The sequence below is a fragment of the Dyella sp. CR10 genome (assembly GCF_055814425.1).
This window is the reverse complement of record NZ_CP185986.1, coordinates 2,088,699-2,109,947: the sequence shown is the minus strand read 5'-3', so window position 1 is coordinate 2,109,947 and position 21,249 is coordinate 2,088,699. Positions and strand designations below refer to the sequence as shown.

Genomic DNA, 21,249 nt, shown 5'->3' with positions numbered 1-21,249 from the left:
CAGGCATGGTCGAGGCGACCCAGGCAGTGACCGATGGGCCGGAACCAGTGTCGCGCTGGCGTCGCGGCCTGCGTCTTTGCCTGGCCCATCCGCTGCTGTGGCCGGTGCTGACGCTGGCGCTGCTGCTGGTCGGCAACAGCGTGTTCAATCCGGGTTTCCTCGCGCTGCAATGGCGGGAGGGGCATCTGTACGGCAACCTGATCGACATTGCCCATCGGGCCGCGCCGCTGGCGCTGGTGTCGCTGGGCATGACCCTGGTCGTCGCGCTGCGCGGGGTGGATATCTCCGTCGGCGCGGTGCTGGCGATCGCGGCGACCGTCGCCGCGTGGACCGTGGGGCGGACTACCGCGAATGGCTCCGAAGGCCTGCTGCCGCTGGTGCTGGCGGTGCTTGCGGCGTTGGCGACAGGCGCTTTGTGCGGCCTGTGGAACGGCTGGCTGGTGGTCAAGGCCGGCATGCAGCCGATCGTGGCGACCCTGATCCTGATGGTGGCGGGGCGGGGTATCGCCCAGTCGATCAGCGGCGGGCAGATCCTCACGCTTTACTACGCGCCGTACTCCTTCCTGGGCAACGGCTTCCTGCTCGGCTTGCCGTTCTCGCTGTTCGTGGTCGCCGCGGTCTTCGCGCTGCTGCAACTTGTCCTGGGCAGGACGGCGCTGGGCTTGTTCGTGCGCGCCATCGGTTACAACCCGCAGGCGGCGCACGTGGCCGGCGTGCGGGCCCGGGCGATCACGCTGGGCGCGTATGTGTTCTGCGGCATCGCCGCGGCGCTGGCCGGGCTGCTGGTCAGTTCCAACGTCAACAGCGCCGATGCCAACAATGCCGGCTTGCTGCTGGAGCTGGATGCGATTCTCGCGGTCGCGCTGGGCGGCACCTTGCTGGGCGGCGGTCGCTTCAGCCTGGCGGGCAGCCTGCTGGGTGCGCTGATCATCCAGACGCTCACCACCACGATCTATGCGATCGGCGTGCCGCCGCAGGTCAATCTTGCCGTCAAAGCCGTACTGGTCTTCGCGGTGATACTGCTGCAATCGCCGGTGTGCCGCGCCTCGGTGCGCGCACTGCTGCGGACGAGCGCGGGGCGGACGTCGTGAATGCCGTCGCATCCACTGTTGCGCCTGGTGCTGCAAGCCGTCGTCCATGGTGGCGTCGTCCGGCGCGAGTGACACTGCTGGCGACGCTGGCCTTGTTCGTGGCCATGGCGGGCGCCGGCGGCGTGCTCTATCACGGCTTTCTGACGCCGCAGGTCTTTCTCAATCTGCTGGTCGACAATGCCTTCCTGTGCATCGTCGCGGTCGGCATGACCTTCGTGATCCTGGCTGGCGGCATCGATCTCTCGGTGGGAGCGGTGGTGGCCTTCAGCACCGTGCTGGCGGCGGACCTGATCCAGCGGCACGGCTGGCATCCGCTGGCGGCCATCGGGCTGGTGCTCGCCGCGGGCACGGCGTTCGGGGCGGCGATGGGGTGCCTGATCCAGCGCTTCAGACTGCAGCCGTTCGTGGTGACTCTGGCCGGCATGTTCCTGGCGCGCGGCGCGGCGACGCTGATCAGCGTGGATTCGATCGACGTGACGCATCCGTGGCTGGCCTCGATCGCGAACCTGCGCATTCCCCTGGCCGGCGGCATGCTGTCGGTCGGTTCGCTGGTGGCCCTGGGGGTGGTGAGTGCGGGCGCGCTGGTGGCGGGCGCCACGCCGTTCGGTCGCGCGGTATATGCGATCGGCGGCAGCGAGTCGTCGGCGCGCCTGATGGGCTTGCCGGTGGATGCGACCGTGGTGCGTGTCTATGCGCTGAGCGGTTTCTGCGCGGCGCTGGCCGGCGTGGTTTACATGCTCTACATGCTGTCGGGCTACAGCCAGCACGCGCTGGGCCTGGAGCTGGACGCGATCGCCGCGGTGGTGATTGGCGGGACGCTGCTGGCCGGCGGCAGCGGGTACGTGCTGGGTACGTTGCTGGGCGTGCTGGTGCTTGGCCTGATCCAGACGCTGATCGTGTTCGACGGCGAACTCAGTTCCTGGTGGACGCGCATCGTCATCGGCGCGCTGCTGCTGGCGTTCTGCCTGCTGCAGCGGGTGTTCCGGGCCAAGGGGGTGAATCCATGACGGCATGGCGTTCGTGTTTTGCAGTCGTGCGCGGCAAGGAGGTCCGGGCATGGCCGTGAGCATGCCGGCACAGGCGTCGTCGATGCCGCTGGCGGCCACGGCGCCGCGGCTGAGCCTGCGCGAGAAGGTGGGCTACGGGTTGGGCGATGCCGGCGGCAACGTCGTTATCGTGCTCACCATGAATTTTCTGAATTTCTTTTACACCGACGTCTACGGCATCAGCCCCGCGACGGTGGGGATGATCTTCCTGGCGGTGCGTGTGTTCGATGCGTTCGCCGACCCGGTGATGGGCATGCTGGCGGATCGCACTCGCAGTCGCTGGGGGCGCTACCGGCCGTGGCAGTTGTGGGTTGCCGTGCCGCTGGGCATCGCGGTGATGCTGGCCTTCACCGTGCCGCCGCTGCAAGGCCAGGCCCGTATCGCCTGGGCCTGCGTCACCTATCTGTTGTTGTCGCTCGGCTACACGGCGATCAATGTGCCGTACTGCGCCATGATCAATGCGATCACCGTGTCGCGGCAGGAAGTGGTGTCGTGCCAGTCCTGGCGGTTCGCGCTGTGCGGCGCGGCGGCGCTGCTGGTCTCGGTCGCGTTCCCCTGGCTGGTGGAGCGATGGGGTGGCGGGCAGGGCGCGGCGCGCGGTTATCAGCTGGGCGCGGCGGCGATGTGCGCGCTCGCCGTCGTCATGCTGCTGTGTTGTTTTCTGTGGGTGCGCGAGCGGGTGCCGCTGCGCAGCGAGCCGTTCTCCCTGCGCCGGCTGGCCGATGCCCTGCGGCGCAACGACCAGCTGCAATTGATGCTGGTGATGTCGTTCCTGCTGATCACCATCCTCAATGTGCGCGGCGGCGGCTACCTGTATTTCATCACCTACGTGCTCAAGGGCGATGCACGTTATTCGTCGCTGTTCTTCGGTGCCGTGGCGCTGGCGGCGATCGCCGGTGCCTTGCTGGTCGGGCCGTTGTCGCGGTGGATGGATACGGTGCGGTTCTATCGCCGGGTGAACCTGGTGCTGGCGGTGGTGTCGGCGTCGATGTGGTTCATCCCCGGCGGTGCCGACGGGCAGATGGCCTGGCTGGCGGCGATGTTCGTCAGCGGCGTGGTGCTGGGTTTCTGCCTGCCGCTGCATTTCTCGGTGATGGCTTTTGCCGACGATTACGGCCAGTGGAAAACCGGCGTTCGCTCGTCCGGCATGAATTTCGCCTTCAACCTGGTCTTCATCAAGCTGGCCTGGGCCTCCGGCGCCGGCATCATCGCGCTGGTGCTGTACCTGGTCCAATACAAGGCCGGTGCCGCGCAGTCGGCCGCGGCGCTGAGCGGCATCACCGCGATCCAGACGCTGATTCCCGCGGCCATTCACCTGCTGCTCGCTTTTACCCTGGGCTTCTGCCGCCTGGACGACGCGACGATGAGGCGCGTCGGGCACGACCTGCAACAACGCCACTCGGACTCCCTTGCATGACCACTGCGACACCCCACGCCCAGGCGCCCGACCTGAAGCACATCCGCCTGACTTCGCCGTTCTGGGCACGCTACCAGGCGCTGGTGCGCGAGGTGGTGGTGCCTTACCAGTGGGAGGCGTTGAACGATCGCCTCGACGACGCGGAGCCCAGTCATGCGATCGCCAACTTTCGCATCGCGGCGGGGCAGGCGGCGAGCGAATTTCGCGGCATGGTCTTCCAGGACAGCGATCTCTACAAATGGCTGGAGGCGGTCGCGTACCTGCTCAGCCGGCAGCCGGACGCCGCGCTCGAACAGACCGCCGACGAAGCGATCGCGCTGATCGCTGATGCGCAGCAGGCCGATGGTTATCTCAATACCTATTTCATCGCCAAGGCGCCGCGCGAGCGCTGGACCAATCTGACCGAATGCCACGAACTGTATTGCGCCGGGCATCTGTTCGAGGCGGGCGTGGCGTACTTCCGGGCCACCGGCAAGCGGGCGCTGCTGGAGGTGTGCTGCCGCTTCGCCGATCACATCGATGCGGTGTTCGGCCCCGGCGCGGATCAATTGCATGGCTACCCCGGACATCCTGAAGTGGAGCTGGCGTTGCTCCGGCTGCACGAGGCGACCGGCGAGCCGCGCTACCTGGCGCTGGCGCGCTACTTCATCGAGCAGCGCGGCACCTCCCCGCATTTCTACGACATCGAATACGAAAAGCGCGGACGCACCTCGTATTGGGATAACCATGGTCGCGACTGGATGGTGCGCGACAAGGCCTACAGCCAGGCGCACCTGCCGATCGTCGAGCAGACGGTCGCCACCGGGCATGCGGTTCGCTTCGTCTATTTGCTGACGGGCGTGGCCCATCTGGCGCGCTTGAGCGGCGACGAGGCGAAACGCCAGGCCTGCCTGCGCTTGTGGGACGACATGGCGCGGCGCCAGATGTATGTCACCGGCGGCATCGGTGCGCAGGGCTGGGGCGAATCGTTCACCAGCGCCTACGACCTGCCCAACGACAGTGCCTATGCGGAGAGCTGCGCATCGATCGGCCTGATGATGTTCGCCAGCCGCATGCTGGAGATGGAGGGCGACGGGCGCTTCGCCGATGCGATGGAGCGCGCGCTGTACAACACCGTGCTGGCGGGCATGTCGCTGGACGGTACGCGCTTCTTCTACGTCAATCCGCTGGAGACGGTGCCGCGGGCGATGCCGGGCAGCCATGTCTACGATCACGTCAAGCCCGTACGCCAGCGCTGGTTCGCCTGCGCCTGCTGCCCGCCGAACATCGCGCGGCTGCTGGCGTCGCTCGGAAGCTACATCTATACGCAGCGCGACGATGCCTTGTACGTGAACCTCTACCTGGGCTGCGAGGCGGAGTTCGAGCGCGATGGCGCGCGCTTCACCTTGCGCCAGAGCGGCGACTATCCGTGGGGCGGGCGGGTCGAGCTGGAAATTCTTGCCGGCGCGCCGTTCGCCACCACGCTCGCGTTGCGTCTGCCGGAGTGGTCCGCGCAGGCGCAGCTGCATGTCAATGGCGAGGCGATGGATGTCGTGGCCGAACGAGGCTACGTGCATCTTGCGCGGCAGTGGCATCCCGGCGATCGCATCGTGCTGGAGCTTTCCATGCCGGTGCGGCGCGTGAGCGCGCACCCGTTGCTGCGACAGGCTGCCGGCAAGGTCGCGCTGCAACGCGGGCCGCTGGTGTATTGCCTGGAGCAGGCCGACAACGGCGCCGATCTGCATCAGCTGGCCCTGCCTGCGAACGCCACGTTCGAAGTGCGTCCAGGCGAGGGGGTGCTCGGCGACAAGCAGGTGATTCATGCCGAGGGCATGCGCAGCCTGCCTGACGGCGGCGATGCGCTTTATCGCTACGACGCCGGCGCGCCGGTGCCGCAGCGCCAGCCGTTGGTCTTCGTGCCGTATTTCTGCTGGGCCAACCGTGGCGAAGGAGAAATGCGCGTGTGGGTCGATACCTGTTGATCGAGTGAGGCCGCGACGGCGCCGACAGGCATCGTGAGGCCTGGATTTGAACGAACGAAACGGAGCGTGTCCATGCCGAGCATGGACGGCGCCGGGGTGGTCATGCCGTCACGAAGTGGCGGCAGGGCGGCGAGGGGTTGGGGCCTCGCCGTGCCGGGCCGGGGCGAGATCGCTCCGGCGGTGCGTTGAGCTGCATCCATTCACAAGAGGGGAGTCATCCATGTCGCCGAATCGAAAGGGGGAGTCATCCATGTCACCGAGCCATGCTCGCGCCGCTGTTTCCACCCGATGTCCGCCCGGCCGGCCGCGTCCGCTGGCGCTGGCCGTGCTCCTGGTGCTGGCGTCCGCCCCTTTGTGGGCGCAGGACGCCTCGCCGGACACCGACAAGAGCGCGGACAAGAAGGCCAAGACGCTGGAGAGCGTCGTCGTCACCGGTTCGCATATCCGGCGCGTGGATATCGAAACGGCGAGCCCGGTGATCACCATCGACCGGCAGCGGATCGAGGACACCGGCAAGACGACCATCGGCGACCTGTTGCAGGACATGCCGGTGATGGCCGGCTTCCAGACCAATACGTCGATCAACAGCGGTTTCAGTCATGGGCGCGCGCTGGTGTCGATGCGCGGCCTGGGGCCGGAGCGCACGCTGGTATTGCTCAATGGCCATCGCATGACCGGGCCGGCGAGCAGTGTCGCGGCCGCGCCGGGCGTGGATATCAACTCGATCCCGGCGTCGATGGTCGATCATGTGGAGATCCTTACCTCCGGCGCCTCGGCGATCTATGGTTCGGACGCCATCGCCGGCGTGGTCAACATCATCCTCAAGGATGGCTATGACGGCGGCGCGCTCGAAGCCGGCTACGGCATCAGTGGCCATGGCGATGACATGCGCCGCAACTACGCCGCCGAATGGGGCAAGACCTGGGAGAAGGGCAGCCTGATGGTGGCGGCCGGACGCAGTTCCCAGAACGCCTTCTACAACAGCGACCGCAGTTTCGCCGCGCACCAGCTCAGCTACAACAACGGCGTGATCGGCTACATGACCGGCAGCAACACCCGGGCGATCCTGGCGAACGGTTCGGTCGTGGCGCCCAACGGCGGCGTGGGTCCGGGCATGCTGACACCAGGCGACTATCATGCTTTCGGCAGCAACCCTGGCGACCGCTACAACTACTACGCCACCCAGTACATGATGACGCCGGGCGAGCGCAGCAACCTCTCGCTGCGCGGCACGTACAACGTGACTGCCGATACGCAGGCCTATGTGGACTTGCTGTGGACGCGCAGCAAGACCACCTCGCAGCTGCAGCCGTACGGCATCAGCCCGGGCAGCACCGGCGCTGACATCAGTGTCAATCCGTACAACCCGTTCGGCGCGGACCTGTCCAACTATTACCTGCGTTCGCCGGTATTCACCCGCCGCTACGTGTCGTCGATGACGCAGCTCAATACGGTCGCCGGCCTGCGCGGCGCGTTCGGCGAGTCGAGCTGGCATTGGGACGTCAGTGCCGGCTATGCGCGCTACAAGGATAGTCTGGTGCGCTATGGCTTCGCGGTGACGTCGCAGCTGGCCAAGGTGTTCGAGACGGCCAATGTGTTCAATCCGAACGATCCGGCGACGATCGCCGCGCTGCGCTCGACTCTGCTGCCCGTCGACCTGACCGACCAGAGCACCACCAAGAGTGTCAACTTCGGCACCAACGGCACGCTGTTCACGCTGCCTGCCGGCGAGGTGAAAGCTGCCTTCGGCCTGGATTACCGCCGCAACGATTTCAAGCAGGGTACGCACAGTTCGGTGGCTTCGGCCGATGCCTTCGGCGCCTGCGACTACATGGACGGCTGCATCCTGCGGCAGGGGCATGGCGAGTCCATCAAAGAGGTCTATGGCGAGCTGCTGGTGCCGTTGCTGAGCGATGCGCCGCTGGCGCATTCGCTGAACCTCAACATCGGCAGTCGCTATTCCAAGTACAGCGCGTGGGGCAATACCACCAACAGCTCGCTCGCGCTGGAGTGGCGCCCGGTCTCCGACCTGCTCGTGCGCGGCACGGCTGCGCAGGTGTTCCGCGCGCCGGCGCTGGGTGACTTGTACGGTTCGCCGTACCAGGGCATCAACGATGTGGGTACATATAGCGATCCCTGCGAGGGCTATACCGGCGGGGCAGGGCCCGGCGGCTGCCAGAACGTGCCGACCGACGGCAGTTTCACCAACAAGGGCGCGATGACGGTCTATGTCACCGGCAGCGCCAATGCGCACTTCAACTTGCAGCCGGAGTCCGGCCACTCCTACGACATCGGCGCGGTCTACGATCCGGACTGGCTGCCTGGCTTCTCGGCCAGCGTGGATGCCTGGCGGGTCGAGATGAACCATATGATCTCCGGCACCGATTACACCTACGTGCTGGACCAGTGCTACAAGGGCAGCGCAGCCTTCTGCTCGCTGGTATCGCGCGACACCAACGGCCAGTTGCGCAGCGTCACCGTTCCCTACGCGATCAATTACGACAAGGTCGAGATCCGCGGCTACGACATGGGGCTGAACTATCAGCGCGATGCCGGGCGCTGGGGCCGCTTCCAGTTCGGCCTGGATGCGACGCTGATGTCCCGTTACCTGGTCGATGGCGCCAGCCACAACTACGTCGGCGAGACGTCGAGCCAGGGCAACCTGCCGCGCCTGCGCGCGAACCTCAATGTCGGCTGGGATTACCGCGACTGGCATGCGGGCTGGACCGCACGCTATGTCGGCGGCAGCACGGTCGGCAGCGCGTATGACAACTACTGCTTCAATACCGACGCCAACGGCAAGTGCGTGTACTTCAACGTGCCGCACTATGTGATCCACAACATCTCGGTGAACCGCAAGTTCCCGGCCTGGCACCTGACCGCCTCTATGGGCGTGGACAATGCCTTCGACAAGAAGCCGCCGATCTACTACGGGTACTACTCCAACGCCTCCAATACCGACGCCTCTACCTATGACACGGTCGGGCGTTACTACTGGGCGAGGCTACGGTGGGAGTTCTGATGGGCGGTCGCGTGGGTTCGAATCCCCGTGGGGATTCGAACCCGAAGCGCCCGTCGGGGAGGTGCCGGCGGGTGCTGGCACTGTCGCTGGCCATGATCTGCGTCGTCGTGCCGCCGGGCACGACGGCGCAGGCGCGCCCGGAAGATGCGGTGTCGCACAGCAATGCCGACATCGGCTACCCGCGCTTCAAAGGCGACCCGCATCCTATGCCGGCGACAGGCGTGGCGTTCTCGCCGGGCGGCTATCTGGGGAAGATCTTTGCCGGCGATGTGGCGCGAGGCGCCGGCAGCGAGCCTGGCAGGGATTTCTGGATCGACCGTATGCTGGCGCGCGAAGGCACGGGCGGCGGTTTCGGCGATAGCAACAACTGGCTGTTCTCCCGCGGCCGCGCCGCCTACATGTACACGCACAAGCCCGACGAGCCCGGTTTCGTCGGCGATGCCGCCTATGGCTTCAAGACCGGACATGATGCGTTGTTCCGCCTGCGCGTCGAACTCGATGGCAAGCCGCTTTCGCTGAAAGAGACGAGCGCCGCGCGGCGGCAGACGCCGAGCTATTTCTGCACGGTATTCGAGGACGCGGCGGCGGGCGTGCGGCTGCGGCTGGTGAAGTTCATCACCCAGGAGAACGTGGCGGTAGCCGAGGTGGCGCTGTCCTCGCTCAACGGGAAAGCGCATGCGGTCACGCTCAAGGCCATATCGCCGATGGCCTCGCATGCCGAGGGCGATGAGCTGGTCGGCGCGTTCCAGCTTCACAACGACATCACTACCGTCTTTCCGCGCTTCTCCGGCGAGGGCTTCGCCGTCGATGGCGGCACGCTGGTGCGGCGCCTGCCGGTGCCGGCCGCGGGTGAGACGCTGACCGTCAAGCTGCAGCTCGGCCTGATCACGCGCGAACTGCCGTCCTCGCTGGCCGAGTATCGACGCGTCGCCGGCGAATCGCCCGCGCAGGCGTATCGTCGCCATGTCACCACGTACAACCGCTGGTGGTCCGACCACATTCCCTATCTGAATACGCCCGAGGAGAACATCGACAAGACGCTGTTCTATCGATGGTGGCTGCTGCGCTTCAACTTCCTGGATGCCGGCGTGCCCGGCAACGATTACCAGTTCCCGGTAGCGATCGAGGGCGTGCTCGGCTACGACAACGCCATCGTGCTGACCACCGGCATGTTCATCGATGACCTGAAATACCTGCGCGATCCGGTCTATGCGTACGGGTCGTGGATCGGTGCGGGCGAGGTGGCCGGCGGCGGCAAGTATGTCGACAACCCCGGCGCGCCGGAGCATTGGTCCAGCTCGTATGCGCAATACCTCACCGCGGCGGCGTGGCGTTCTTACCAGGTCCACGGCGGTCCGCCCGCCGTGGCGGGCAAGCTTGCGCGCTACGGCCGGGACGATGTGCTCGGGCTGCTCAAGGCTTACGACGGCAACGGCAATGGCCTGATCGAATACGACTGGGCCGCGATGACCGGCAACGACGCCGATGCGGTGTCGTTCGATTGGGCCAGGCACCACGGCCAGCCGCGCATGGATCGCACCGAGAGCGCTTACGTCTACGCCAATGCGCTTGCCGCGGCGGAGGCGGCGCGGGTCGCCGGCGACGATGTCACCGTGCGGAAGATGCAGGCTGTGGCGGCCCGGATACGCCGGTCGGTGCTCGATACCTTGTGGGTGGATGCCAGCGAGCAGCCGGACGGCATGGGCCTGAAGGGCAATCTGCTCAAGCATCGCCAATCCGCCGCGCCCGGCTTGTCGGTGGACTGGAAGGAAACCAATAACTACTACCCCTTCAGCGTCGGCCTGATGCCGAAGGCGGGCGATGCAGACTACGACGCGAAATACGTCCAGGCGTTGCGCCTGTTCGCGGATGCGGCGCAGTATCCGGTGTTTCCGTTCTATACGGCCAACCAGGCCGATCAGCATGCGCGGGGTGAGGGCGGTAGCAACAACTTCTCGGTGATCAACGCCACGGTGATGTTCCGCCTGCTGGCCTCGGCGCTGCGCGACTATCCCAGCCCGTACCTGGATGCGCAGTGGTACCGCAAGCTGCTGTACTGGAACGCCTGGGCGCACGATATCGACGGCGACAATCGCTACCCGGATCAGAACGAGTTCTGGGCCAAGGGCGATGCCGCCGATGGCGGCAGCATCGGCTATCGCTCGTGGATTCACCACACCCAGCTGGGCGCGACCAACTTCACCATGATCGAGGACGCCATGGGCTTGCGTCCGCGCGCGGACGGCAAGCTCGAGCTGTATCCGATCGACATCGGCTGGAGCCATTTCGCCGCCGACAACCTCCGCTACCACGGTCACGACCTGTCGATCTTCTGGGACAGGGATGGCGGGCATTACGGTGGCGAGGTGCCCAAGGGCTATTCGGTGTTCATCGACGGCAAGCGGGTGCTGGTCGTCGATCGACTGGCGCATGTGCTGTACGACCCGGCAAGCGGTCGCGCCGAAGCGATGCCTGATGCGGTCAATCCGGCGACGGCGCGGGTGGTCATCGCCCGTCGTGCGGTATTGGGGGCATCCGGGCAGGTGGCGATCGCGCCGCAGGCGCGCCTGGCCGATGTGTTGGTGAAGGCGGGCGTCGACCTGTCGTTGCCGGACGGTGCCAAGGATCTGGCGCTCGGCGCCAGGGCTGAGGCGAGCTTTTCGGCGACCGGTTTCGCGCCGGAGGCCGCGGTCGATGGCAGTACGGCGAACGAGCCGTTCTGGGGTACGGCCGGTTCGCCATCGGCCAGCGACTGGATCGCCCTGGATTTCGGCGCGCCGCGGACGTTCGACGATGTGCGCGTGTATTTCTATCGAAGCTCCGCGCCGGCCGGTGAGCAGCACGGCGCTCCTTCGGGTACGCGTGGCGGCTATGCGCCGCCGTGGATGTACGTGTTGCAGTACTTCGACGGTCGCGAGTGGAAAGATGTGCCCGGTCAGCGGCGCGATACGCTCGTCGCGCAAGGCAACGACAATCGCGTGCGCTTCCCGGCGATCACTGCACAGCGGCTGCGTGTGCTGGTGACGCACGCAGGTACGCAGCGAACCGGCATCAAGGAAATACAGGTCTTTGCCAGCGGCGCGAAGGTCTCCGGCGGCACGCCCAATCTCGCGCCCCGGGTCGAGGCCTGGCAGGACGATGGCGCGACGCGTGCCGGTGCGATCCGGCTGGCGGGGCGGGTCGGCGACGATGCGCTGCCGCGCGGCAAGCTGGATGTGCGGTGGTCCATGTTCAACGGCCCGAAAGGCGGGGATGCCGTCTTCGAGGATGCGGCGGCGGCGAATACGACCGTTCGCTTCACCGAGCCGGGCGACTACACGCTTCGCCTGGTGGCGGACGATGGCGCGCTGCAAGGGCATGCCGACGTGCACGTGACCGCGCCGGCGCAGGTTGCCGGCGCCGGCATGGAGGTGCAGGGCGATGCCATCGCCACGGCCCAGCAGACCGCCGGGCACCACCGCGTGCAGGCGCTCAATGACGGCTTCGTGCCGGCGCCGGACAGCGAGCCGGCCGCCGATCGCCGTTGGGGCAGCTGGGGACGCGAGCGGCCGGCGACGGTGTGGTTGCAGTACGCCTGGCGCCAGCCGGTGCGGATTTCATCCAGTGCGATGTATTTCTGGGACGACCAGCCCGAGGGCGGCGTGGCCCTGCCGCAGGCGTGGCGATTGCAGTACCGCCGGAACGGCCAGTGGGTGGATATCAAGCCGGCATCCGGCTACCCGGTGGCAGGCAAGGGGCAGGCGAGCCGGGTGCGCTTCCCGCCGGTGGCGACGGACGCGCTGCGCGCCGTGCTGGCGACGGCGGCGAAAGGCGATGGGCACGCCGCGCTTGGCGTGGATGAGTGGCAGGTCATCGCCGATGTGCCCGAGCGGTTGGCATCCGTCGATGTGCGCGCTGGTGTCGGCGAATCGCCGGCGCTGCCGGCGACGGTGACTGCGTGGTACGCGGATCGCCGCAGCATGCCGGTCAGCGTGCGCTGGCCGCCGGTCGATCCTTCGCGCCTGAGCGGCGAAGGTCGCGTCGACCTGCGCGGCATGACCGACGGCGGCGCGCCGGTGGCGGCGACGATCTGGGTAAGGGCGACCGAGCCGGGTCAGGTCAATACGGTCGACGCGCTTGCGGACGTGGTGGTGGCGACCGGCGAAACGCCGGTGCTGCCAGCGTTCGTTACGGTGCAATACAACGATGGCTCGCGCGAGCGCCGGCCGGTCGATTGGCATCCATTCGCGCCAGCCGACTACGCGCACGCCGGCCGCTTCGTCGCGAGCGGCGAGGTGAACGGGCGCGGTGGCAGCGGGCGCTTGCCGGTCAAGGTCAACGTCGTGATCGTGGGGGAGTGAGCGTATGGGGCCGATACCATGGGCCGTGGCCGGCTTCTGCGTGCTGATCGCCGCCACGGGCGTCGCCGCGCAGACGTCCGCGCCACGCCACATCCATACACCCGGCAATCCCATTCTCGCTGACGGCCAGTATTACTCCGCCGATCCGGCGCCACTCGTCGCCGACGGCAAGCTCTACATCCTCGCCGGACGCGATGAGGCCCCCGCGGACGTCAACGACTTCATCATGAAAGAGTGGCAACTGCTGGTCACCGACGATGTCGCCAGCGGCGAGTGGCTGCACTACCCCGCGTTGCTTCGTCCGGAGCAGGTTTTCGCCTGGGCGGCCGCGGGGCGGGCCTACGCCGGCCAGATCGTGCGTGGGCCGGATGGGCGCTATTACCTGTATGCGCCGGTCGAGGAGCGTGATTCGGCCAGTCCGGACAAATTCGCCATCGGCGTCGCCGTGGCCGACCATCCGCTGGGGCCGTGGCGCGACGCGCATCCGACAGGGCCGATCGTGTCGCAGTCCGTGCCGGAGAAGAACGACATACAGAACATCGACCCGACCGCGATGGTGGACGACGACGGTCGCGTCTATCTGTACTGGGGTACGTTCGGCAAGTTGCGCGGCATCGAACTGGATCGCGACATGGTGACGCCGAAGGGGGAGCCGGTGAGCGTGACGACGCTCGATGGCTACTTCGAGGCGCCGTGGCTGTTCAAGCGCAACGGCACCTATTACATGGTCTACGCGGGCAACAAGGCCGGGCGCACTTCCGAATGCACGCCGACGCTCTATCACGCGTGCATCGCCTACGGCACGGCGGCCAACCCGCTGGGGCCGTGGACCTACCAGGGCGTCATCCTTGCGCCGGTCTCGTCCACCACCTCGCACCCGGGCGTCATCGAGTACAAGGGGCAGTGGTACATCACCTATCACACGGCCGATGCCAAGGGCGGCGGCCATTTTCGCCGCAGCGTGGCGATCGACAAAGTCGAATGGGATGACGGCGCGACGCCCGCACGCATGCGGCGCGTGGTGCAGACGCGAGCGCCGGAGGCTGAGCCGCCGCCCACGCGCAACATCGCGCCGGCGGCGCTGGCGACGGCGTCGAACGGGCCGGATATCCCGGTTCAGTACTGGATTCACGCGCTCAACGATGGCGTCGTCAGGGCGTCGCCGCTGCCGCCGGACATGTGGGGCAGCTGGACGCCGCACAATCCGCCGCGGCAGTGGATCCAGTACAGCTGGGATCGGCCCGTCACGATCGATGGTTCGCGCATCATGTTCTGGGCCGATCACGCCGCGGATGCGGATGTCGGCACAACGCCGCCCAGATCCTGGCATCTGGAATATCGTACCGACGGCGTATGGCGGCCGGTGCCGAAGGCGGGCTCGTATGGGCGCACGCCCGGCGTTTTCGAGGAGGTCGCCTTCGCGCCGGTGACGACGCGTTGCCTGCGCGCGGTGCTCGACGCGCCGGGCCATGGCGCGCGCCATGCCGCGCTGGCGGTGCAGGAGTGGGAGGTGCTGGCCATCGCGCCGCAGCGCCTGCCGTCCGCGCCAGCCGGTGCCGACGAGCGCTGCGATGCGCATTGACGTCAAGACGTCGGTGGCGACCCGCCCGGCATCAGGTGTCTTCGTTCCCTGTCGATTTCACTTCGGAGTTGCGCATGACCAGGAAGCTGCCTTGCACTGGCCAACATCATCAGGCCACACCATCGATGGCGGACCCGTCGCGCCGCCGCTTCATGCAATGGAGCGCCTTGGCTGTGGCTGCGGGGTTCCTGAAATTTCCACTCGAGGCGGCGGCCTCCACGCCGGGGCGGGTCACGGCGGTCCCTCTGCAGGCGGTGCAGCTGAAGCCGTCGCTGTTCCTGGATTCGCTGCTCACCAACCGGCGCTATCTGTTCGAGCTGGAGCCCGATCGCCTGCTGCACAACTTCCTGCAATACGCCGGGTTGACGCCCAAGGGGGCGGTCTACGGTGGCTGGGAGGGCGACACGATCGCCGGTCATACGCTGGGTCATTACCTGAGCGCGCTGGCGAAGCTCCATGCGCAGACCGGCGATGCCGAGGCCAGGAAGCGCATCGACTACATCGTGTCGGAACTGGCGCGGGCCCAGGCGAACGACAAGGATGGTTATGTCGGCGGATTCACCCGCAAGGATGACAAGGGCGAGATCCAGGGCGGCAAGGTGGTGCTCGAGGAAGTGCGCCGTGGCGTCATCAAGGGCAGTGCCTTCAATCTCAATGGCAGCTGGTCGCCCCTGTATACCGAGCACAAGCTGTTCGCCGGCCTGCTGGATGCCCATGCGATGGCCGGGAGCACGCAGGCGCTGGAGGTGCTGGAGAAGGTGGCCGGTTACTTCGCCGGCGTCTTCGATGCGCTGGATCACGAGCAGATGCAGAAGCTGCTGGACAGCGAATTCGGCGGACTCAACGAGTCGTACATCGAGCTGGGTGCGCGTACCGGCAACCCGCGCTGGATCGCGATCGGCAAGCGGCTGCGCCACGAGAAGATCGTCGATCCGGCGATCTCCGGCAAGGACGACCTGCCGCACAGGCATGCCAATACGCAGGTGCCCAAGTTCATCGGCGAGGCGCGCCAGTTCGAGGTGGCCGGCGATCCGGATGCGGCCGCCGCGGCGCGCTTCTTCTGGGAGACCGTGGTCACGCACTACAGCTATGTGATCGGCGGCAACGCCGATCGCGAGTACTTCCAGCAGCCGGACACGATCTCGTCCTTCCTGACCGAGCAGACCTGCGAGCACTGCAACAGCTACAACATGCTCAAGCTCACGCGGCATCTGTATCAATGGACGCCGCAGGCTCGCTATTTCGATTACTACGAGCGCACGCTGCACAACCATACGATGGCGGCACAGCATGCCGAAACCGGCATGTTCGCCTACATGATGCCGATGATCGCCGGCGGAGAACGCGCGTTCTCCGACAAGTTCGATTCGTTCTGGTGCTGCGTTGGCACGGGTCTGGAAGCCCATGCGCAGTTCGGCGACTCGATCTATTGGTACGACGAGCAGTCGCTCTACGTGAATCTGTATATCTCCTCCCGGCTCGACTGGAAGGAGCGCGGCCTAGCGCTGCAGATGGACAGCGGCGTGCCGGATAACGGCAAGGTGCGCCTGCAGGTGGAGCGGGCGGAGGGGGCGGTGCCGAAGCGATGGCTGTTGCGCGTGCCGGCCTGGAGCGAGGGCCGTTTCGCGCTGCGCGTGAATGGCCGGGAGCAGCGCGCCGAGGTGGAGGAGGGGTATCTGGTGCTCGCCCGTGCATGGCAGGCTGGTGACCTGGTGGAGGTCGAGTTCGAGATGCCGTTGCGGCTGGAGCATGCGGTGGGCGACGAGGACAGCATCGTGGTGATGCGAGGCCCGTTGGCGCTGGCGGCCGATCTCGGGCCGGTCGGCGAGCCTTACGATCAGCCCGATCCGGCCCTGGTGGCGGATGCGTCGCCGCTGTCGGGCTTCACGGCGTTGCCGCAGCCCGGCCGGTTTCTCGCGGCCACCACGCGTCCGCAGGGCCTCACCTTCGTGCCGTTCTTTTCGCAATACGAGCGGCGCAGCGCGCTGTATTTCAAGCGCATGGATTCGCAGCAATGGGCGCAGGAAACGGCACGTCGGGCGCGGGCGAAAGCGGAGCAGGATGCGCTGCAGAGCAGCGCGGTGGACATGATCCAGTTCGGCAACGACGCGTCCGAAAAGGCCCATGAGCTGACCAGCGATACGTCGTTCGGCGGGGCTTACCGGCGCAGGGAGTGCCGTGATGTGCGCGGCAAGGGCTTCGTCGAGTTCCGGATGAAAGGCAGCGGCCGCCCGCTGGCGTTGCGCCTGCGTTTCTGGGGCAGCGACAAGGGGCGCTTCAATATTCTGGTCGACGGCAAGCTGGCGGTGGAGGTGAAAGTCGAGCGCGGCAACGTGGTCGACTTCGTGGATCGCGACTATGCGCTGCCACCTGCGCTGACGCGCGGCGAGGTCCTGACGTTTCGCATCGAGCCACAGCATGGCGATACCGCCGGGCCGCTGTTCGGTGGCTGGTTGATTCCGGCCTGAGCAGCGGGTGCGCACGCACGGGAGCCGGTGGGTGAGATCCGCCGGCATGCGGCTTTCGAGAATTGTCCCGGGTCGAACCGATGGGCCGGACGCTCGATGATGGGCCATATTCCTCGGGCTATTTGAGTTTGTCGGACAATTGGGCAACACTCGGTCGATCGCCGCAGGCCGAGAGTCCACGCATGCCTCCGCTGTCTTCGATGAGTCGCCGCGCCTTTCTTCAGGGCATCGCCTTGGCGGGCGTGATGGGCGCGATGACGTTTCGTCCGCTTCGCGCTGCCGAGCCGTCGCCCACGAGCAAGGCCGGATGCGCGCGGCAGGCGCCTTTGTTCCCCGAAGCGCCATTGATGCGGCAGTCCTTTGCGCTGCTTCCGACCGGTTCCATCCAGGCGGATGGCTGGCTGCGGCGGCAGTTGCAGATCCAGGCGGACGGCCTGGGCGGACACCTGGACGAGTTCTGGCCGATCGTGGGTCCGGATAGCGGATGGCTGGGCGGCAAGGGCGAATCATGGGAAGACGGGCCGTACTTTCTCGATGGCCTGGTTCCGCTGGCATGGCAGCTGGATTCGCCGAAGCTCAAGGCGAAGGCGATGCGCTTCATCGATTGGACACTCGACCATCCCTGGGAAAACGGCATGTTCGGGCCGCGCGAGAATGACGACTGGTGGCCGCGCATGGTGATGCTCAAGGTGCTCGCGCAGTACCACGAGCTGACCGGCGATGAGCGCGTCCTGCCGTTCATGACGCGCTATTTCCATCATCAGCGCGCAGCCATGCCCGCGCGGCCGCTGCGCGACTGGGGGCGCATGCGCTGGCATGACGAACTCCTTTCCGTCCTGTGGCTGTATCAGCGCACGCAGGATTCGGCGCTGCTCGAACTGGCCCGATTGCTCAAGCAGCAGGGTTACGACTGGCAAGGCATGTTCGCCCGTTTTCCGTTCACGCAGAAGACGGACGCCGAGGCCTTGCGCAAGCAGGCGGGCAATTCCGATGCGTTCATGCAGGATCTCGGCCTGCAGGTGCATGGCGTCAATGTCGCGCAGGCGCTGAAGACTTCTGCGGTGTGGTCGGTCGTGTCGGGCGATGCGTCCGATCGTGACGCCATCCATCATCAGCTGGCGATGCTCGACACGTATCACGGGCTGCCCAATGGCATGTTTTCCGCGGATGAGCACCTCGCCGGCCGCAGCCCATCGCAGGGCACCGAGCTGTGTACGGTCGTGGAGGCGATGTTTTCGCTGGAAACGGCCTTGGCGATTACCGGCGATGCGGGTCTGGGCGATCGCCTGGAGCGGATCGCCTTCAATGCGTTGCCCGCCGCGCTGACCGACGACATGTGGGCGCACCAGTACAACCAGCAGGCCAATCAGGTGGAGTGCAGCCTGCACCGCGAGCCGTGGACCACCGACGGTCCGGAGTCCAATCTGTTCGGGCTCGAGCCGAATTTCCGCTGCTGCACCGCAAACTTCCATCAGGGCTGGCCGAAGTTCGCCAATAGCCTGTGGATGGCGACGGCCGACCAGGGCCTGGCGGCCATGAGCTACGCGCCATGCACGGTGACGACGGTGGTGCGTGAGGTGCGGGTGATCGTCGAGCAAGTCAGTGACTATCCGTTCCGGCAGTCCGTGGGTATCACGCTGAGGCCGGAGCGCGCGATCGGGTTTCCATTGCGGTTGCGCATGCCCGCCTGGTCGAAAGATACGCGGATCGTGGTCAACGGAAAGCCGGTCGAGGCTACGCCGGGTTTCACCACGATCGAGCGCACGTGGGCGCCGGGCGACACGGTGGAGGTGATGTTCGATGCTGCCGTGAAGGTCGAGCGCGGATACAACGATGCATTGACGTTCACGCGTGGCGCGCTGGTGTATGCGCTGCCGGTCAAGGAGAACTGGGTCATCTGGCGCAAGCGCGGCTTGACGCACGATTGGCAGGTGTATCCCGGGTCGCGCTGGAATATCGGCATCGAGCCGGACGCCCAGGTTGCGGTAAGCGAACACCCAGTTGGCGAGCGGCCATTCGCGGGCGCGACGCCCGCCGTGCAACTGGCCATGCAAGGGCGCTACGTGCCGGCATGGAAAGCTTCGGACGGCAGTGCCGATCCGGTGCCGGCCAAGCCCGAGCCATCCAGCGACGAAGACGTGCAGTCCATCACCCTGGTGCCTTATGCGGGGGCGAAGCTGCGCATCACGGCATTTCCGGCACTGGGCTGAGCGAGCGTCGGACGGAGGTCTTCGCCCTCGTGTCACCGAGGGCGAAGACACTGGTGTCGCTACTGAACGATATCCGCCGAGACGTGATACACGCGTCCGCCCCAGCCATCGTCGGGGAAGGCATCGGACACCTTCAGGTAAACCGGCTTGGAGCCGCCGCTGGCGGCACCCAGGTACGGCGTCAGGTCGATGCGGCGGTCGGCCTTGTTGGAGCCGTCGGTGATCCGTCGATCTTCTTGCAGCACGGTCGTCCAGTGCACCTGGTCGGCGCTGACTTGCACCAGGAACTCGGCGTCGATGGTCAGGGTGACGTGCGCCGAGATGGTGTCGGCAGGGAAGGGGAATCGATAGGTGAAGTGCGCGTTGCCATCGGCGAAGCGATTCTGCACGCCGTTGCTTTGCGAGCCATCGGGATCGAACAGCCACGGATTCTCATCGACCGTGCCGGTGTCGAAATCGATCTTGCGCGCGACCAGCACGTCGGCCTGGGTGGTGAAGCGCAGGCCGGCGGCCATCAGGTTGGCGGTCACCAGGTGATGCCCGTCGGCGGCGGTGTTCGGCAAGGCGATCGTCAGCGGAAGCGTGGCGTCGACCGGGTTTGCATTGCCGTGCGGCTGCAGGCGTACCTGGGCGGTTCGCGGAGAGACATGCCAGCCGGATGGGGCATCGATCGAGGCGAGCGTCTGCAGCGGGACGAATCCGGTGGCCGAGAGGCCCAGATCGAGGGGGATGGATGTGACGCCCGATGCGGCCGGCATGATCACCGGTTGCGCCGGGGACATCGTCGCGGCCAGCGATTCCCATGGCGCGGGAACGGGCACATCGCCGATCAGGGCGCTGAGCGCGCTAGCCTGGGTGCGCCAGTCGAACACATTGGGATGATCGTCGCTGGTGGCACCCGACCAGCGCGTGCCCAGACGGCCGGCGGCGTCGCGGTCGCGGCTCCACAGGTTGTCGGCTTGCTGCTGGAGGAATGCGGCGTAGCGGGGGTCCCGGGTGGTGTCGACCAGGTCGGTCCAGTAGCGCATGAAGATGCCTTTGAACTGCTTGGCATTGTCGTCGCAGGTCTGGCTCGTGACATCGCAGGATTCGCTCAGCACGCCATCGGTCACCAGGGCGTTCGGGCCGATCGCCGCATCGGCCAGGCGGCGCACGCTCGTCAGGATGGCCGGGTCGCGAGTCGCACGCCATAGCTCCAGGCCAGCGCCGATCGCCAGGCCCTGGTTATAGGTCCATACGTTCTGGCCGTTGTTGGTGCAGGCATCGGTGAGGCCGTCGTTGACCAGGCCGTTCGCATTGATCATGCCGCTGTGCTGTAACCACGCCCACGCGGTGCGGGATCGGGACAGCCACAGCGTGTCGCCGGGAATCCGGTTGTGCAGTTCGGCGGTGAGCCGGATCCACAGCCCGTTGGTGACGGCGTTCTTGTAAGTGCGTTCGGCGTTCCACCACACGCCGCCGCCGCAGGTGGCGGGGTCCCAGTAGCCGTTGACGTAGTCGGCGATGGTGATCGCCATATCCAGGTACTTGGGATTCCTTGTCAGGTCGTACGCCTGCAGCCAGGTCAGGCCCCACCATTCGGAGTCGTCGATGGCGCGGCTGGTGAAGTTGCCCAGCAACGGATCGCCCGACAGCACGCCGGGCGGGAACACGCCTTTGTCTTTTTCGAAGGTGTTGTCCAGCTGGCCGAGGTAGCGGCGATCGCCGGTGCGTTGCATGTAATCGCCGATGGTCTGCAGGGAGACCGCCGAGTTCCACCAGCTCGATGGAAACCAGGCTTTGCCCGGCTCGTAGGAGCTCATCAATACATCCGCCGCCACGCGGGCGCGGGCGACGGCGGTCGAACCGTCGGCGCGTGGGCTGGCCGGGTAGGCGGATTCGGTGGCCACGGAAGGGAAGGCGGTCGTCATGGCTGTCAGGCCAACGATGGCCAGCCATGTCAGGAGTCGTGCGCGTACGGCTTCGAGATTCATGATCGGAAGCGCTCCTTTCGGATGCCCACGAAGACGATGGGTGCGGGCCCCATCGATGTGTCCATTGCCGGACCGTGGGCGGTGATCCGGCTTGGCAAAGCGCGTGCGTGAGATCGCTTCTTGCGAACTCGGCAGGCAT

Annotated in this window: 10 protein-coding genes; 9 read left to right on the top strand and 1 reads right to left on the bottom strand. The window is 66.5% G+C overall.

The genetic code is table 11. From position 1 onward, the window contains the following. Positions 1-5 precede the first annotated feature (5 nt). The 9 genes from ACNR9O_RS09365 to ACNR9O_RS09325 all read left to right on the top strand — a co-directional run bounded on the left by ACNR9O_RS09365 (position 6) and on the right by ACNR9O_RS09325 (position 19,137). Positions 6-1,091, top strand: a complete 1,086-nt coding sequence (locus ACNR9O_RS09365; RefSeq protein WP_473681236.1) for an ABC transporter permease — start codon at positions 6-8, stop codon at positions 1,089-1,091. Positions 1,092-1,159: 68 nt separating this feature from the next. Beyond that, on the top strand, positions 1,160-2,098 hold the full coding sequence (gene yjfF, locus ACNR9O_RS09360; RefSeq protein ID WP_473681238.1) for a galactofuranose ABC transporter, permease protein YjfF: 939 nt from the start codon (positions 1,160-1,162) through the stop codon (positions 2,096-2,098). Between the two features lie 49 nt (positions 2,099-2,147). Further along, positions 2,148-3,554: an MFS transporter gene (locus ACNR9O_RS09355; protein ID WP_473681240.1), complete on the top strand. Its 1,407-nt coding sequence runs from the start codon at positions 2,148-2,150 to the stop codon at positions 3,552-3,554. Beyond that, positions 3,551-5,515 carry a glycoside hydrolase family 127 protein gene (locus tag ACNR9O_RS09350; protein WP_473681242.1) on the top strand — a complete coding sequence of 655 codons (1,965 nt, stop codon included), beginning with the start codon at positions 3,551-3,553 and terminating at the stop codon, positions 5,513-5,515. Before ACNR9O_RS09355 ends, ACNR9O_RS09350 begins: the two co-directional genes overlap by 4 nt. 250 nt (positions 5,516-5,765) lie before the next feature. Continuing rightward, entirely contained in the window at positions 5,766-8,537 is a 2,772-nt protein-coding gene (locus ACNR9O_RS09345) for a TonB-dependent receptor plug domain-containing protein (protein WP_473681244.1), read from the top strand. Positions 8,538-8,629: 92 nt separating this feature from the next. Beyond that, on the top strand, positions 8,630-12,877 hold the full coding sequence (locus ACNR9O_RS09340) for an Ig-like domain-containing protein (protein ID WP_473700769.1): 4,248 nt from the start codon (positions 8,630-8,632) through the stop codon (positions 12,875-12,877). 4 nt (positions 12,878-12,881) lie between these two features. Then, positions 12,882-14,459, top strand: a complete 1,578-nt coding sequence (locus ACNR9O_RS09335; protein ID WP_473681248.1) for a family 43 glycosylhydrolase — start codon at positions 12,882-12,884, stop codon at positions 14,457-14,459. Between the two features lie 125 nt (positions 14,460-14,584). Next, positions 14,585-16,927, top strand: a complete 2,343-nt coding sequence (locus tag ACNR9O_RS09330) for a beta-L-arabinofuranosidase domain-containing protein (RefSeq protein WP_473700768.1) — start codon at positions 14,585-14,587, stop codon at positions 16,925-16,927. Between the two features lie 182 nt (positions 16,928-17,109). Next, positions 17,110-19,137 (top strand): beta-L-arabinofuranosidase domain-containing protein, encoded by a 2,028-nt coding sequence (locus tag ACNR9O_RS09325; RefSeq protein WP_473681252.1) that lies wholly within the window; start codon positions 17,110-17,112, stop codon positions 19,135-19,137. Between the two features lie 59 nt (positions 19,138-19,196). On the opposite strand, the gene ACNR9O_RS09320 is transcribed toward ACNR9O_RS09325, so the two are convergent. After that, positions 19,197-21,110, bottom strand: coding sequence for a glycoside hydrolase family 76 protein (locus ACNR9O_RS09320; protein ID WP_473681254.1), 1,914 nt, complete (start codon positions 21,108-21,110; stop codon positions 19,197-19,199). Between the last annotated feature and the right edge of the window lie 139 nt (positions 21,111-21,249).